The organism is Conexibacter woesei Iso977N (assembly GCF_000424625.1).
In the GTDB taxonomy this organism is placed as follows: domain Bacteria; phylum Actinomycetota; class Thermoleophilia; order Solirubrobacterales; family Solirubrobacteraceae; genus Baekduia; species Baekduia woesei_A.
The window spans coordinates 650,859-665,775 of sequence record NZ_AUKG01000002.1 but is presented as its reverse complement, the minus strand read 5'-3'; the positions used below and the strand labels follow the sequence as shown (position 1 = coordinate 665,775).

The 14,917-nt window shown below is 74.9% G+C and carries 19 protein-coding genes; 7 read left to right on the top strand and 12 right to left on the bottom strand.

The annotated features are described in order from the left end of the window. Nucleotides 1-30: 30 nt before the first annotated feature. The 10 genes from H030_RS0115490 to H030_RS39755 form a co-directional block, all read right to left on the bottom strand. Nucleotides 31-459 carry a hypothetical protein gene (locus H030_RS0115490; protein ID WP_027006769.1) on the bottom strand — a complete coding sequence of 143 codons (429 nt, stop codon included), beginning with the start codon at nucleotides 457-459 and terminating at the stop codon, nucleotides 31-33. Then, nucleotides 456-1,406, bottom strand: coding sequence for a VWA domain-containing protein (locus tag H030_RS0115485; RefSeq protein WP_027006768.1), 951 nt, complete (start codon nucleotides 1,404-1,406; stop codon nucleotides 456-458). Before H030_RS0115485 ends, H030_RS0115490 begins: the two co-directional genes overlap by 4 nt. Then, nucleotides 1,403-2,287: a DUF58 domain-containing protein gene (locus tag H030_RS32585; RefSeq protein WP_051222827.1), complete on the bottom strand. Its 885-nt coding sequence runs from the start codon at nucleotides 2,285-2,287 to the stop codon at nucleotides 1,403-1,405. The genes H030_RS0115485 and H030_RS32585 overlap by 4 nt, the downstream gene beginning before the upstream one ends. Continuing rightward, nucleotides 2,287-3,318, bottom strand: a complete 1,032-nt coding sequence (locus tag H030_RS0115475) for an AAA family ATPase (RefSeq protein WP_027006767.1) — start codon at nucleotides 3,316-3,318, stop codon at nucleotides 2,287-2,289. Before H030_RS0115475 ends, H030_RS32585 begins: the two co-directional genes overlap by 1 nt. A gap of 36 nt (nucleotides 3,319-3,354) precedes the next feature. Beyond that, complete coding sequence (locus H030_RS32580) at nucleotides 3,355-4,233, bottom strand: sensor histidine kinase (protein WP_051222825.1); 879 nt, start codon at nucleotides 4,231-4,233, stop codon at nucleotides 3,355-3,357. Further along, on the bottom strand, nucleotides 4,230-4,883 hold the full coding sequence (locus tag H030_RS0115465; protein WP_027006766.1) for a response regulator transcription factor: 654 nt from the start codon (nucleotides 4,881-4,883) through the stop codon (nucleotides 4,230-4,232). The genes H030_RS32580 and H030_RS0115465 overlap by 4 nt, the downstream gene beginning before the upstream one ends. 4 nt (nucleotides 4,884-4,887) lie before the next feature. Further along, nucleotides 4,888-5,076 (bottom strand): hypothetical protein, encoded by a 189-nt coding sequence (locus tag H030_RS0115460; RefSeq protein WP_027006765.1) that lies wholly within the window; start codon nucleotides 5,074-5,076, stop codon nucleotides 4,888-4,890. Nucleotides 5,077-5,140: 64 nt separating this feature from the next. Next, entirely contained in the window at nucleotides 5,141-6,067 is a 927-nt protein-coding gene (locus H030_RS32575) for a VWA domain-containing protein (protein ID WP_051222823.1), read from the bottom strand. 75 nt (nucleotides 6,068-6,142) lie between these two features. Beyond that, on the bottom strand, nucleotides 6,143-8,188 hold the full coding sequence (locus tag H030_RS32570) for a S53 family peptidase (protein ID WP_035128423.1): 2,046 nt from the start codon (nucleotides 8,186-8,188) through the stop codon (nucleotides 6,143-6,145). A 46-nt stretch (nucleotides 8,189-8,234) separates the two neighbouring features. Next, a complete protein-coding gene (locus H030_RS39755) occupies nucleotides 8,235-8,618 on the bottom strand; it encodes a hypothetical protein (protein ID WP_027006764.1) in 384 nt (127 codons plus the stop codon). A 39-nt stretch (nucleotides 8,619-8,657) separates the two neighbouring features. On the opposite strand from H030_RS39755, the gene H030_RS39750 reads away from it, so the two are divergent. From H030_RS39750 to H030_RS32560, 4 genes are read left to right on the top strand one after another with little or no spacing between them, the layout of a single operon-like run. Next, entirely contained in the window at nucleotides 8,658-9,263 is a 606-nt protein-coding gene (locus H030_RS39750; RefSeq protein WP_196809147.1) for a ferritin-like domain-containing protein, read from the top strand. Beyond that, nucleotides 9,260-9,988, top strand: coding sequence for a molybdate ABC transporter substrate-binding protein (gene modA / locus H030_RS0115435; protein ID WP_027006762.1), 729 nt, complete (start codon nucleotides 9,260-9,262; stop codon nucleotides 9,986-9,988). The genes H030_RS39750 and modA overlap by 4 nt, the downstream gene beginning before the upstream one ends. Continuing rightward, nucleotides 9,985-10,803 (top strand): ABC transporter permease, encoded by an 819-nt coding sequence (locus tag H030_RS32565; RefSeq protein ID WP_051222819.1) that lies wholly within the window; start codon nucleotides 9,985-9,987, stop codon nucleotides 10,801-10,803. Before modA ends, H030_RS32565 begins: the two co-directional genes overlap by 4 nt. Beyond that, nucleotides 10,746-11,735 (top strand): sulfate/molybdate ABC transporter ATP-binding protein, encoded by a 990-nt coding sequence (locus H030_RS32560; protein WP_051222817.1) that lies wholly within the window; start codon nucleotides 10,746-10,748, stop codon nucleotides 11,733-11,735. Before H030_RS32565 ends, H030_RS32560 begins: the two co-directional genes overlap by 58 nt. Here H030_RS32560 and H030_RS0115420 read toward each other — a convergent pair. Further along, nucleotides 11,729-12,208: a nucleoside deaminase gene (locus tag H030_RS0115420; RefSeq protein ID WP_027006761.1), complete on the bottom strand. Its 480-nt coding sequence runs from the start codon at nucleotides 12,206-12,208 to the stop codon at nucleotides 11,729-11,731. The genes H030_RS32560 and H030_RS0115420 overlap by 7 nt on opposite strands. A 228-nt stretch (nucleotides 12,209-12,436) precedes the next feature. Here H030_RS0115420 and H030_RS0115415 point away from each other — a divergent pair, with 228 nt between their 5' ends. The 3 genes from H030_RS0115415 to H030_RS0115405 are packed head-to-tail and all read left to right on the top strand — an operon-like array spanning nucleotide 12,437 to nucleotide 14,752. Next, a complete protein-coding gene (locus tag H030_RS0115415; RefSeq protein ID WP_027006760.1) occupies nucleotides 12,437-13,579 on the top strand; it encodes an NAD(P)/FAD-dependent oxidoreductase in 1,143 nt (380 codons plus the stop codon). Nucleotides 13,580-13,624: 45 nt separating this feature from the next. Next, a complete protein-coding gene (locus H030_RS32555) occupies nucleotides 13,625-13,807 on the top strand; it encodes a hypothetical protein (RefSeq protein WP_035127785.1) in 183 nt (60 codons plus the stop codon). Nucleotides 13,808-13,858: 51 nt separating this feature from the next. Beyond that, on the top strand, nucleotides 13,859-14,752 hold the full coding sequence (locus H030_RS0115405; protein WP_035127783.1) for a PfkB family carbohydrate kinase: 894 nt from the start codon (nucleotides 13,859-13,861) through the stop codon (nucleotides 14,750-14,752). Here H030_RS0115405 and H030_RS0115400 read toward each other — a convergent pair. Continuing rightward, nucleotides 14,722-14,907: a hypothetical protein gene (locus H030_RS0115400; RefSeq protein WP_155892069.1), complete on the bottom strand. Its 186-nt coding sequence runs from the start codon at nucleotides 14,905-14,907 to the stop codon at nucleotides 14,722-14,724. The genes H030_RS0115405 and H030_RS0115400 overlap by 31 nt on opposite strands. Between the last annotated feature and the right edge of the window lie 10 nt (nucleotides 14,908-14,917).

Below are 14,917 nucleotides of genomic sequence, written 5' to 3'. Positions count from 1 at the left end.
GACGCCGCGCCGCCGGACGAGCGGTCGGCGCTAGCCCTGCCGCCAGAGGCCGGACCGGCGGGCGGCGGCGTCGTCGCGGCGGCCGGCCCAGAGGGCGCCGTCGGTCGGGCGCAGCGGCGCGGCCGCGGGTGACGGCGCCGCCGGTGCGGGCGGCGCGGGCGCGCGCGGCTCGCGCCGTGGCACCGGCGCCGCGTCGACCTCCGGCACCGCGACGCGCAGCAGCAGGACGCCCGCGCCGACCATCAGCAGCAGCGCTACCGCGAGCCCGCCGATCCCGCCGTCCAGCGCCCGCCACACCGCGCAGGCTGCAAGCGCGGCGAGGGTCCAGGTGCTCAGCGGCGCCAGCGCGCGTGCCGCGATCTGGCGCCACGCGGGCATCGCCTCCGGCAGCTCCAGCGTCAGCCGCGCGACGACCGTCGCCGCCAGCAGCATCACGGTGACCGGGATCAGCGCGCTCACAGCGCCAACCGCCCGCGCGTCCCGACGCTCGTCCCGAGCCCGCCCAACAGCAACAACAACCCGCCGCCGACGAACGCGATCGTGACCTCGCGCTGCTCGGCCTTCGTGCCGAGCTTGGACCCGAGCGACCGGTAGATCCCCGACAGCGTGTCGGCGTCGTCGACCGCGTACGTCCTCCCGCCCGACGTCGAGGCGATCTGCGCGAGCGTCTGCGGGTCCGGCGGCACGTCGAGCGTCTGGCCGTCGGGCAACGACAGCGTCCCGGACTGCGTGCCGAGCGCCACCGTGTAGATCGGGATCCCGAGCCTCTTCGCGCGCGCCGCGGCCTCCAGCGGGTCGGAGCCCGCGGTGCGCGCGCCGTCGCTGAGCAGCACGATCGCCGCGGGTGCGGTCCTGCCGTCGGTGCCCTTGCGCGCGGCGAGCTGGTCCAGCGCGGCGCTGAGCGCGTCGCCGGTCGCGGTCCCGCCCTCGGCGCTGAGCGCGCCGATCGCGCTCGTCACCGCGGCGCGGTCGGTCGTCGGCGCGACGTTGGTCTCGACGCTCGACGAGAACCCGGCGAAGCCGATCAGCAGCGACTTGGGCGCATCGCTCAGGAACGACCTCGCCGCGCCCTGCGCCGCCTGCAGCCGCGTCGGTGAGACGTCGTCGGCCTGCATCGACCCGGACTCGTCGGTGACGAGCACGACCGACGCCTTCTCGACCGGCACGTGCACCGTGCGCTGCGGCTTGGCGAACCCGGCCGCGAGCGCGATCGTGCTGGCGCCCAACAGCGTCGCCGGGACGACGCGGCGCCAGCGGGCGCTGCGCGGCGCGAGCGCCCGCATCGCCGCGGCCGCCGGATGGCGGACCGCGAAGCGCCGCCGCCGCGCACGGGCGGCGACCGACACCACCAACAACAGCGGCAGCGCCAGCAGCGCCAGCAGGTGCGTGGGTTCCGCGAAGCTCACCGCAGCACCCGCCCCAGCTCGCGCAGCCAGTCGTCGCCGGTGCCCAGCGCGACATGTTGGGCGCCCGCGCGCCGCAGCACCGCCGCCACGCCCGCGCGGCGCTCGGCCTCGGCCTGCGCCAGCGCCGCCCGGACACCGGGATCGCTCGTATCAAGCTCTACAACTTCGCCCGTCTCCGGATCCGAGAACACCAACAACCCGGCGTCCGGCAGCTCGGCCTCCAGCGGGTCATGGACCTCGACGGCCACGACCGAGTGCCGCGCCGCGATCTGCCGGAACGGGCCGGCCCAATCGTCATCGCGGAAGTCGCTGACGACGACCACCGACCCGGCCATCCGGGCCAGCCGCGCGACGCGCTCCAGCGCGACGCCCAGCCCGCCGCCGTCGTTGCCGTCGGCGACCACGCCCGCGCCGATCGCGCCGCGGACCGCCGCCAGCGCGACGCGCCCCGACGCGGGCGGCAGCAGCCGCGCGCCGCCGAGCGCCAGCCCGACGTTGCCGCCGTGCTGCACCGCGAGTCGAGCGACCACATCGACAACGCCCTCGGCGACGTCGCTCTTCAACCGCCCGACCGTCCCGAACGCCATCGACGGCGAGACGTCGGCGACCACCCACGTCGTCACCGCGCGCTCCGGGACCAGCCGCCGCACGTGCGGCTCGCCGGTCCGGGCGCTGGCGCTCGGGTCGATGCGCCGGACGTCGTCGCCCGGCACGTAGGGCTGCAGCTGCGAGAGCTCGGTGCCGTCGGCGGCCGTGCCGCGGGTCGGATGCCCGCCCGGCAGCCGCCCGGCGACGCGCCTACGCAGCGTCAGCCCGAGGCGGCGCAGCGTGTCCGGCGGGATCGGCCCCGGGCCCTGGCGGGCCGGCGAGGGCGAGAGCATCAGGCCACCTCGACCAGGTGCCCGGCGGCGTGCGGCACGGCGACCGCGTCGAGCACGCGCTCGAGCAGCGCGTCGGGCGTGACGCCGTCGGCGAGCGCGTCGTAGGACAGCACGAGCCGGTGGCGCAGCACGTCGCGCGCGAGGTCGGCGACGTCCTCGAACGTCGCGTAGGTGCGGTCGCGCAGCAGCGCCAGCGCCTGCGCGGACTGCACGAGGCCGATCGACGCGCGCGGCGAGCCGCCGAAGGCGATCAACCCAACCACATCATCAAGGCCGTAGCGCTCGGGGTGGCGCGTGGCGTCGACCAGCGACACCGCGTAGCGCGCGACCTCGCGCGAGACGACGACCTCGCGGGCGCGCTCGCGGTAGGCGGCGAGCTGCTCCATCGTCAGCACCCGCGCGACCTCCGACGGCGACGTCACGCCGCGCGCGACCTCGATCTCGTCGTCGAGCGCCGGGTAGTCCACCACCAACTTGAACAGGAAGCGGTCGACCTGGGCCTCGGGCAGCTGGTAGGTGCCCTCGGACTCGATCGGGTTCTGGGTGGCCAGGACCAGGAACGGCTGCGGGACCGCGAAGGCCTCCCCACCGATCGTGACCTGGTGCTCCTGCATGACCTCCAACAACGCCGACTGCACCTTCGCGGGCGCGCGGTTGATCTCGTCGGCGAGCAACAGGTTGGCGAAGACCGGGCCCAGCTCGGTCCGGAACGCGCCGCGGTCGGGCTGCCAGATCCGCGTGCCGATCACGTCGGCCGGGACCAGGTCCGGGGTGAACTGCACGCGCGAGAACGAGCCGCCGAGCGCCTGGGCGAGCGTCCGGACCGTCAGCGTCTTAGCCAGGCCGGGCACGCCCTCGAGCAGGACGTGGCCGCCGGCCAGCAGCGCGACGAGCACGCGCTCGAGCATCGCGTCCTGGCCGACGACGACGCGCTTGGCCTGGTGCAGGACCGCGGACAGCGCGTGCCGCGCCTCGGCGTCCGGATCGGGGTCGGCGCCGGGCGCCGGGAACAGCTGGGTGTCGTCGATCATGACCACCACGTTGACCGGCGGCCCGTCACCTGCCCGTCACCTCGCGGCGACTTCGAGGCGCGCGACGAGCCCGCCGGCCGGCGGCGACTCCAGGCGCAGGCGGCCGCCGTGGGCCTCGGCGATCGTCCGGACGATCGACAGCCCCAGCCCGGTGCCGGGGCTCGTGCCGCGGCGCAGGCGCTCGAACGGCTCGGCCATCCGGGCGAGGTCGTCGGGCGCGATCGGCGCGCCCGCGTTGGCGACGGTCAGCGCGCCGTCGCGCACCGCGACGCGGACCGGCGCGCCCGGGCGCCCGTGGCGCAGCGCGTTGTCGATCAGGTTGGCCGCGGCGCGCTGCAGCAGCGCGGGGTCGCCGCGCACGACGGTCGGCCGCAGGTCGGCGTCGATCCGCGCGCCGCGCGGGAGCGCCCGCGCGACGACCGCGTGCAGCTCGACGTCCTGGTCGGCGCGCGGCCCGTCGGTCGCGCCCGCGAGCGTGAGCAGCGCGCTCATCAGGCGGTCGGTGTCCTCGGTCGCCGCGACGGTCTCAGCGAGCACCTCGCGCAGCGACTCGACGGTCGGCTCGGGGTCGTCGAGCGCGACCTCGGCCGCGGTCCGGATCGCCGTCATCGGCGTGCGCAGCTCGTGCGAGGCGTTGGCGACGAACCGCCGCTGCTTGGCGATCGCGCGCTCCAGCGGGCCCAGCACCTCGCCGGAGACCAGCCAGCCGCCGCCGGCCGCCAGGAGGACGACGGCGAGCAGGGACAACAGGTACTGGGATCCGAGCGCTGAGACCGCCCGATCGGCGTCGACGGCCGCGAGCGTCCGGTGCAGGTGCGCGCGGACGAGCAGGTAGGAGGCGAGCAGGATCAGGCCGGACGCCGTCGCCAGCAGCCCGGCGTAGAACAGCGTCAGCCGCAGGCGGACGGTGGTCACATCCGGTACCCGACACCCGGGACCGTGTCGATGACGCCGGGCTCGCCGAGCTTGCGGCGCAGCTTCATCACGGTCATCCGGACGATGTTGGAGAACGGGTCGACGTTGGCGTCCCAGACCGACGCGAGCAGCTGCTCGGTGCTGACGGCGTCGCCGCCCGCGGCCATCAGCGCGTGCAGGACGCCGAACTCCTTGCGCGCGAGGTCCAGCTCGGCGCCCGCGCGGGTGACCGTGCGCTTCGCCGGGTCCAGGCGCAGGTCGCCGTGCTCCAGGACCGCGGGGCGCGCGGCGCCGGCGCGGCGGGCGAGCGCGTTGACGCGCGCGACCAGCTCGGCGAAGCGGAACGGCTTCAACATGTAGTCGTCGGCGCCGAGGCCGAGGCCCTCGACGACGTCGTCGGTCGTGCGCGACGCGGTCAACATGAGGACCTTGGTCTCGGGCTGCTCGGCGTTGAGCGCGCGGCAGACCTCGTCGCCGTGGATCTCGGGGAGGTCGCGGTCGAGCACGACGACGTCGTAGTCGTGCACGCGCGCGAGGTACAGCGCGCGGCCGCCGTCGGGCGCGACGTCGACCGCCGCGCCGTGGCGGCGCAGGCCGGTCGCGACGGACCTCGCGACGCCCGGGTGGTCCTCGGCCAGCAGCACGCGCACGGGATCAGACCCCCGGCCGGCGGTCGTGGTCGTGGTCGCAGTGACCGCGGTCCAGCTGTTGTTGCTGCGGTTGCCCGGCGGGCGACGACGACGCCGGGAGCTGGTCGCCGATCGCCGCCACGCTGACCGCCGACCAGCCGAGCAGCGCGGCGCCGGCGGTCACGGCGACGGTGGCGATACGGGTGGAGCGCATGCGTCCACCCAACCGCATGGTCCTGAAGGCAGCCTTCGCCGTTCCTGAACGCAAGCTGAGGGTGTCAGACCAGCCGGCCCGTCAGGCTCACGCTCGCGACGCCGCCGAGGACCAGGATCAGCAGCGCGCCGCCCGCGAACGACGAGGAGACGTCCTGCCTCTGGTGCTTGGTCGTGAGCTTGGAGCCGAGCTGCTCGTAGACCGCGCTCAGCGCCCTGGCGTCGGAGATGTTGTAGGCCTTGCCGCCGGTGATCGAGGCGACCTGCCTCATCGTCGCGGTGTCCGGCGGGACCTGGCTCGTGCCGGTCTTGGTCGTGATCGTCCCTGAGGCCGTGCCGAGCGACACGGTGTAGATCGGGACCTTCGCCGCCTTGGCCTGGCGCGCGACCGTCAGGACGTCCTGGCCGCGGACGCTCTTGCCGTCCGACAGCAGGACGATCGCCGCCGGGCCGTTCCCGGTCTTCAGCATCTTCAGCGCGGAGGCGATCGCGTCGCCGGTCGCGGTGGTGCCCGCGGCCTGGATCGAGTTGATGGCGTCGCCGACCGCGTCGTGGTCGGTCGTCGGCGCGGCCAGCACGGTCGGCACCTGGTTGAACGTGAGCGCGCCGACGCGCACGGTCCTCGGGACCGACCTCAGGAACGTCGCGGCCGCGGCGCGGGCGGCGGTCAGGCGGTCCGGGGCGACGTCCTTGGCCTCCATCGAGCCGGAGCGGTCGGTGGCGATCACGATCCGCGCCTGCTCGACCGGGACGGCGACGGTGGTCTGCGGGCGCGCGAGCGCGGTCAGCAGCAGCGCGGCGGCGCCGAGGCCGCCGGCGATCGGGACGTGGCGACGCCAGCCGGCGCGGCGCGGGAGGACGGCGGCGCGCAGCGGCGCGGCGACGACGGCGCGCGCGGCCCGGCGTGCACGGCGCTCGCGCACGACGTAGGCCGTGAGCAGCACCGGCACCAGCGCCAGGCCGGCGAGCAGGAGCGGGGACGCGAAGGTCATGGCGCTCAAGAGTGCGGACCGGCCTGTCACCTCACCGTCACCGCGCGCAGTGACAGGGAGGTGACGTGCGCGGCCTCAGCCCGCCGGGATCAGCGCCGAGTCCGGCGCCAGCGCGCGCAGGAAGCCGAGGCCCTTGGGCGAGCCGAGGCCGGTCGAGTCGTCGTAGCCGGGCTGCGAGGTCAGCGTGCCGGTCTGGCCCGCCGTCCGCAGCAGCGTCTGCGTCCCGCCGGAGGCGTCGATCGAGTTGGTGTCGTTGGTCCGGACGACCGCGACCGGGCTGCTCGGGGCCGAGATGTCGTTGAACGCGCCGGCACCGCCCGCCGCGTAGAGCGCCGGGTTGGCGAAGCCGTGGTGCGCGCCCGCGGCCTGGTCGGCGAGCGCCATCATGCCCGCGAACAGCGGCGAGGCCAGCGACGTGCCGCCGATCCGGTACTCGGAGTAGTGCGTGTCGTCGGTCGGCAGCGGCAGCCCGAGCGGGTTGGCGGCCTGGTCGAAGTCCTGGCTGAGCCCGATCAGGAACCCGGAGTTCGGGTCGGCGAGCATCGCGACGTCGGGCGTCACGCGGCCGGGCACGGCGCCGCCGGAGACCCTGCCGTCGTCGCTGCTCTTGCTCTCCCAGTAGTGCGAGAACGCATCGGGGACCACGCCGGCCTGGTAGGACGGCTGCGCGTAGGCCTGGCTCGTGCCGCCGCCACCGCCGGAGTTGAAGACGCCGGGCGCGGCGGGCGACCACGCGCCGTCGGTCAAGGTGGAGGAGAACGTGCCCCAGTAGGTCTCGAACTCGTAGTTGTCGTCCTTGCCGACCGCCAGCGTCGTGCCGCCGACCGACGTGACGTACGGCGAGTTGCCGCCGGAGTCGGTGGCGCGGGCCGCCGGATCGGTCCCGCCGGTCGTCTCGTCGCCGGCGTCGCCGGAGGAGAAGTACACGCCGATGCCCTGCGCGGCGGCCTGCTGCCAGATGCCGTCGCTGGTGGCGTCGCTGTCGTCGGTGCTGCCGCCGTACGAGTTCGACACGATCTGGGCGAGGTCGTCCTGGACGACGCTGTTCTGCGCGGTCTGCAGGTCCATGTTCAGCGCCGAGTTGGCGCCCTGGTAGACGATCGTCGCGCCGGGCGCGATCGAGTGGATCGCCTCGACGTCGAGCGTCTCCTCCCCCGCCCAGCCCTGCGGATCCTGGAGGTTGAGCCCGCCGACGACCGGCACGTCGGCCGGGATCGTCGGCCCCTCGGGCGCGTTGCGCTGCAGCGCGTTGTCGTGCAGCTCGATCGTGGGCGCCGGGAGCCCGTGGCGCGAGGAGTACTCGGTGGCGTCGGCGACGATCGACGGCGACGAGTAGGCGTCGATCACCGCGACGCGCTGGCCGCGGCCGTCGAGGCCGCCGGCGATCGCGCCGGTCACGCCGTAGGCGCCCTGGACCTGCTGCGGCGTGTAGCCGCACGGGACGTCGGGCTGCAGCGCGCCGAACGCGGTCGGCAGGTCCTGCTGGGTGCTCTCGCCCCAGGACGTGCTGCACGGCGGCGCGTTGACGTAGGCCGGCGGCGCGGAGGCCTGGTGCTGGGCGACGTCGCCGGTGTCGAGGCCCGAGACGTCGGTGACCAGGCCCCTGAGCGCGGCCGGGACGCTGAGCGCGACCGTCGGCGCCTGGACCGTCGCGCCCCTGAGCGTGAAGCGCGAGATCGACGTCGAGAACGCCCGCTCGGCCTGCGCGACGGTGCCGCTGACCGACACGTAGGCGTGGTTGTGCGGAACGCTCTGGACGCTCAACCCATAGGCCTTGGCGAACGCCGTGACCTGCGCGACGTCGGCGTCGCTCGGCGCGTAGCGCGCCTCGAACTGCGCGGGCGTCAGGTACCTGCCGTACTGCGCGCTGCGCGGGTCCGACACCGCCCCCACGAAGGCGTCGAGCCCCGCCTGGTCGCGGTGGCGCAGCGCGATCAGCGCGCGCACGCCGCCGGTCGCGGGCGCGGCGCCGAGGTCGCGCGCGCTGTGCAGGTAGGCCGGCAGCGTGCCGGCGAGGCCGGCGCGCGCGGGCGTCGCGGCACCCGCCATGGGCGCGGCGGCGGCGAGCGCGAGCGCGGCGACGCCGGCGGCGAGGACGGGAGCGATGGAGGTCCGAGGCATCTCGGAGACCTCCAACGACGCCGCGCGCCCGAACTTGCGGCGCCGCTCAGCGCTGCGGCGTCAGGACCAGCGCGTAGGGCGAGTCACCGTAGTCGACGACGACGTCGTAACGCCCCGCGCCCACGGTGACCGTCGCGCTCCCGGAGGCGGCCGCCCGCTCGAACAGCCTGATCGTCCTGCCCGGCCCGTCGGCGGCGGGCTGCTCGAGGTGCGCCGTGAACGGGACCTCCTGCCGGAAGTCGACGCCGGCCCCGCGCTGGACGAAGCGCACGCGGTAGCGCCCGCGCAGCGCGTAGGGGCCGTGGCGGTCGGGCGCGTAGTCGCCGCGCACGGTGATCGCGCCGTCGCGCTGGACCGAGCGCTGCGCGGCCGGCGTCGTGGCGACCCTCGGGCCGCTGCCGCTCGCGGCGCTCCCGCAACCGGCGGCCACGCTGGCGAGAACCGCCAGCCATGTGATTGGATGGGCGCGATGTATAGGCAAATCCTAGGTACTCGCGTCTCGCGACGTCAGCTGCTCGGCGCGGGCGCCGCCGCCGCGGCCGTCGCCACGCTGGGCGCGCCGCAGGCCAGGGCCGCGCTCGCGCCCGCCACGCCGGTCGGCGACGACCTCGGCTTCCTCGCCTTCGGCGCCGTCGCCGAGGGCGTCCTGTCGGCCTACTTCGACGCCGCCCTCGCGCTCAGGGGCGCGTGGACGCCGACCGAGCGCAACCGGCTCACGCAGGCCCGCGCCCACCACCGCGCGAGCGTCGACCGCCTCAACGCCGCGCTCGGCCCCGACAACGCGGTCACGCCCGGCGACTTCGAGCGCGTCGTCAAGCTCGGCTCGCGCGCCGGTGCCCTCAAGGTCGGGCGCGAGCTCGAGACGCTCGTCGCCGGGACCTACCTCGGCGGCGTCGCCGCGACCGTGGACTACGGCAGCGCCCTTCTCCTCGGCCGTCTGCTCGCGCAGGCCAGCAGCGAGAACACCATGTTGGCGACCTGGGCGGGCGAGTCCCTCCCGGGGCTGGTCGCGCCGATCGACCTCGACGCCGCCGGCCTCAAGCTCGACACCTACATCAAGGACCCCAACTCGTGAAGCGCCTCCTCCCCATCGCGGCGACCGCCGCGGCGCTGCTCGCCGTGCCGACGACCGCCAGCGCCCTCAACGTCTACGCCGCCACGTCGCTGACCAACGTCATGCCGGAGATCAAGCGCGACGCCAGGTACTCGTTCGGCGGCTCCAACACGCTGCAGCTCCAGATCGAGCGCGGCGCGCCCGCCGACCTGTTCCTGTCGGCCGAGCCCAACGAGGCCCAAGCCCTGTACCGCGAAGGGCGCTGCGAGCGCCCGGTGACGTTCGCCACCAACAGGCTCGTCCTGATCGTGCGCAAGGGCGACCCCAAGGGCATCGGGTCGATCTACGGCCTGCGCAGGGGCGGCCTGAACCTCTCGATCGGCAACGCGTCGGTCCCGATCGGCGACTACACGCGCCGCCTCCTGCGCCGCCTGCGGCTCTCCAGCGCGTTGACCACCAACAAGGTCTCCCAGCAGTCCAACGTCGGCCAGGTCCTGTCGCAGGTCGCGTTCGGCGCCGCCGACGCCGGCTTCGTCTACACGACCGACGCCAGGACGCAGACCGACCGCGTCACGCCGCTGTTCGTGCCCAAGTGGGCGCAGCCCGCGGTGCGCTACCAGGGCTGCGTCGTCAAGCGCGACGGCTCCGACAGCGCGGGCGCGCAGGCGCTGCTGAACGACATCCGGAGCGGGCGCGGCCGCGGCCTGCTCAAGCGCTTCGGCTTCGGGCTCCCGCCCAAGGCATGATCGGCCGCGCCTGGACGGCACTGGCGGTCGGGATCGTCGTCGCCTTCCTGGCGATCCCGCTCGTCGCGCTGTTCGTCCAGGCGCCGCTGAGCGACCTCCCGTCGCTGCTGCGCGAGCAGGTCGTGCAGGACGCGATCTGGGTCACGCTCAAGACCAACCTCGCCGCGAACCTGCTCGTCGTCGGGATCGGGACGCCGGCCGCGTGGTTCCTGGCGACGCGGCGCTTCCCCGGCCGCGCGCTGATCCTCACGCTGTGCGAGCTGCCGCTGGTCCTGCCGCCCGCGGTCGCGGGGATCGCGCTGCTCTCCGCCTACGCCCAGGGCGGGCTGTTCGGCGACGCGCTCGACAGCATCGGCGTCGTGCTGCCGTTCGGCCCGTGGGCGGTCGTCCTGGCCGTCGCGTTCGTCGCCTCGCCGTTCTACCTGCGCCAGGCGATCGCGACGTTCGAGGCGGTCGACGGGGACCTGACCGACGTGGCCCGGACGCTCGGCGCGTCGCGCACCGCGACGTTCTGGCGCGTGGTGCTGCCGCTCGCCGCCGGCGGGCTGGCGGCGGGCTGGGTCCTGGCCTTCGCCCGCGGCGTCGGCGAGTTCGGGGCGACGATCATCTTCGCCGGCAACGTGCAAGGCAAGACCACCACCTTGACGCTGGCCGTCTACCAGGAGCTCGACAGCAGCATCGACGTCGCGCTGGCGATGGGCGTCCTGCTGGTGGCGCTGAGCGCCGGGGTGCTGGTTTCGTACAAGCTGCTGGGCGCATGGCGGCGCTCGACCTGGACATCACCAGCCGGCTTCGCGACTTCACGGTCGACGTAGGCCTCTGCGCGGAGCGCGAGGTCGTCGCGCTCGTCGGGCCGTCGGGCGCGGGCAAGACGACCGTGCTGCGCGCGGTCGCCGGGCTGCACCGGCCCGACGCCGGGCGGGTGCGCTGCGGCGACGCGGTCTGGTTCGCTCGCGGCGAGCGCGGCGACGGCGGCGCCGTCGACCTCCCGCCGGAGCGGCGCTCGGTCGGCTACGTCCCGCAGCACCACGCGCTGTTCCCGCACCTCACGGTCACGCGCAACGTCGCGTTCTCGGGCGCGACGGAGGACGCGGTCACGTCGTTGCTGACGCGCTTCGGGATCGCGCACCTGTCCGGCGAGCGGCCCGCGCGCCTCAGCGGCGGCGAGCGCCAGCGCGTCGCGCTGGCGCGTGCGCTCGGCCGCCAGCCGCAGGTGCTGCTGCTCGACGAGCCGCTGGCGGCGCTGGACGCGCACACGCGGCGCGTCGTCCGCGACGAGCTGGCGCAGGAGCTGCGCGCGCTGGCGATCCCGACGCTGCTGGTCACGCACGACTTCGCCGACGCAACCGCGCTGGCCGACCGCGTGGCGGTGATCGTGGAGGGCACGCTGCGCCAGCTCGCCACGCCGGGCGAGCTGGTCGAGCATCCCGCCGACCGCTTCGTCGTGGCGCTCACCGGCGGGAGCGTGGTCCGGGCGCGCGAGGGCGCGTCGGGACTCGTTGTTGATGGTGACGGTCCGGTCGACGTCGCGGTCTACCCGTGGGAGGTCGACGTCCGGCCCGGTCCGGGACCGGCGGGCGCGCTGGAGGGCACCGTGCGGTCGGCCGCGCTCGAGGCCGGGCGCCTGCGCGTGCGCGTCGGCGACTGGACGGGCGAGGCCGTGAGCCTGGAGGGGCTGGAGCCGGGACGCCCGGCGCACGGCGTGCCGCGGCGGCTGCACCGCCTCGGCGCGGCGCCAGGTCAGTAGTCGACGCGGTCGGGCTTGGCCCGCCAGGCGTCGAACGGCGCGTCGCGCTCGCCGACCGGGACGCCGTCGACGCCCATCGGCCACTGCTCGCGCGGCGTCGCGAAGAGCTCGTAGAACGCGCGGTCGTCGAAGCCGCCGCGGGCCGCGTCGTGGCGGTCGGCCGCGTAGACGACGCGGTCGACGCGCGCCCACAGCGCCGCGGCCAGGCACAGCGGGCACGGCTCGCAGGACGACACCAGCACGCAGCCGCTCAACCTGAAGTCGTCCAGCTCACGGCACGCCGCCCGGATCGCGACGACCTCCGCGTGCGCGGTCGGGTCGTTGGTCGTCGTCACCTGGTTGACGCCGGTCGCGACGATCGCGCCGTCGCGGACGACCAGCGCGCCGAACGGCCCACCGCCCGCCTCGACGTTCCCGACCGCCAGCGCGACCGCCTCGGCCAGCCAGCGCCCGTCCTCGAACTCGTCGCTCATCGCCCCGCACGATACGAAGCGCGGTGGAGCGGGGCCGGCCGGGCGCTGCCTGTCCCGAGTTGCGCCCGGCCGGTCCCTTGACCGGCGTGGGTCAGGCGCCGGCCCTTCGCGTGTGTCACAGGAGGAGAAGTCGCCGTGACAGGAAGCACCGTAGCACATTCTCCAGTTAGTCAATAGGGAATTGTGTATTTGGGATCTTGTCCGTGTTCGGACTAGGCTGACGCCACCATGCCCCAGCGCCACGTGCTCATCCTCGGCGCCGGCTTCGCCGGCCTCGAGCTCGCCACCCGCCTCTCCGAGATCGCGCCCGACACCACCCGCGTGACGCTGATCGACCGCAACGCCGCGTTCTTCTTCGGCTTCTCCAAGTTGGAGGTGATGCTCGGCCGCCAGACCGCGGACGAGATCCAGATCCCCTACAACAAGATCGCCAAGGCCAACGTCACGTTCCGCCAGGAGACCGTGACGGCGATCGACCCGGAGACGCGGCGCGTCACGACCGACGCCAACGTCTACGACGACGTCGACCACCTCGTCGTCGCGATGGGCGCCGACTACGACTTCGACGCCACGCCCGGCCTCGCCGAGGGCGGGCACGAGTACTACACCTTGGCCGGCGCCGAGCGCCTGCGCGACGCGCTGGCGGACTTCGCGGGCGGCCGCGTCCTGCTCTCGATCCTCGGCCAGCCGTTCAAGTGCCCGCCCGCGCCGTTCGAGGGCTCGTTCATGTTGGACAACCTGTTCACCGAGCGCGGCACCCGCGACGGCGTGTCGCTGATCACGACGTTCCCGATGAGGGGCCCGGTGCCCGTCACCGGCGAGGTCTCGCAGATGTTCAAGGACGGCCTCGCCGCCCGCGACGTCGAGGTCCACCCCGAGACGCTCGTCACGCACATCGACCCGGACACCAAGGTCGCGCACACCAAGGACGGCCGGGAGATCCCGTACGACCTGTTCATCGCGATCCCGATCCACCGCGCGCCGGAGCCGCTGGCCGCGTCCGGCCTGGCGCCCAACGGCTGGATCCCGGTCGACCAGGACGACCTCCACACCGCCTTCGACAGGGTGTACGCCTTGGGCGACGTCTGCACCGGCCCGCGCACGGTCCCGAAGGCGGGGATCTTCGCCGAGTCCGCCGCGCTGGTCGTCGCCGACGACATCGTCGCCGACATCGAGGGCAGCGCGAAGCCCGCGCCCTACGAGGGCTCCGGCGTCTGCTACGCCGAGTTCGGCGGCGGCCTCGTCGGCAAGGTCGAGGTCAGCTTCCTGCGCGGGGACGCGCCCGAGGCCCAGCGCCACGAGCCGGCCCTCGAGTTCCTGGAGGAGAAGCGCGAGTTCGGCGCGGTCCGCGTCGCGCGCTGGTTCAGCTAGCGCACGAGCGCATGACGTGGCACCGGGCCGGGCAGCCCGAGGTCGATGCCTGAAGACAAGAAGCCCACCGAGGACGAGACGCTGAAGGACCCCAACACGCCCCTCGGCGACACCGACGACGCGCACGACGAGATCTCGCCCCGCGACCTCCCGATCGACCACCCCGGCCGCAAGGCGGCCGAGGAGGCGGCCGGCGGCAAGGACGGCCTGACGCAGGGCAACCAGTAGCGCGCCTCGCCCACGGACGCGCGCGGCCTCGCGATCGGCGATGCTGCGGCGATGGCGGGCGCGCGCGTGGTGGTCGTGGGGTCGATCAACGTGGACATGGTCGTCGCGGCCGAGCGGCTGCCCGGGCCCGGCGAGACCGTGGCCGGCGGGACGCTGACGCGCAGCGGCGGCGGCAAGGGCGCCAACCAGGCGGTCGCGGCCGCCCGCGCGGGCGGCGACGTGGCGCTGGTCGGCGCGGTCGGCGACGACGACCTCGGCGCGGGCGCGCTGGCCGAGCTGGCCGCGGAGGGCATCGACGTCAGCGCGGTCGCGCGGCTCGGCGACGGTGTCCCGACCGGCGTCGCGCTGATCGTCGTCGACGCAGCGGGCGACAACCAGATCGCCGTCGCCTCCGGCGCCAACCACGCGCTCGACCCGGACGCCGTGCGCGCAGCGGTGGCCAGGAGCGGCGCGCACGCGGTCCTGACCGGCTTCGAGCTGCCGGACGCGGTCGTGCTCGCAGCGGCCGAGGCGGCGAGCGCCATGGACGTCCCGCTGATCGTCAACCCCGCGCCCGCCCGCGCGCTCCCCGACGGCCTCGCGGCCCACCACCCGATCCTGACGCCCAACGAGCACGAGGCGACCGCGCTGACCGGCGAGCCTGACCCGGACGCCGCAGCGCACGCGCTCGCCGCGCGGACGAACGCGCCAGTCGTCGTGACGCTCGGCGCCCGCGGGGCGCTGCTGCACGACGGCGGCCAGACCACCGTCCTCCCCGCGCCGCCCGTCGAGGCGGTCGATACGACCGGCGCCGGCGACGTCTTCAGCGGCGTCCTCACGCTCGCCCTCGCGGAGGACGCGCCGCTGCGCGACGCGGTGGCGCGCGCGATCGACGCCGCCGCGGCGTCGGTGACCACGCGCGGCGCGCGCGGCGATCACTCGTCCGGCGGCGCCTCCGCGGCGTAGCCGTCGTCGAGGTCCAGCGTCGCGTTGATGTGCGCGACGAGCGCCACGGCGTTCGACGTCCCGATCGTCAGCAGCAGCTCGCGGCAGGCGAGCAGGAGCTGGTCGCGGGCCTCGAGCTCGTCGGCGACATCCGGGTCGTCGGGATCGTCCGTCATGGTGCGCTGC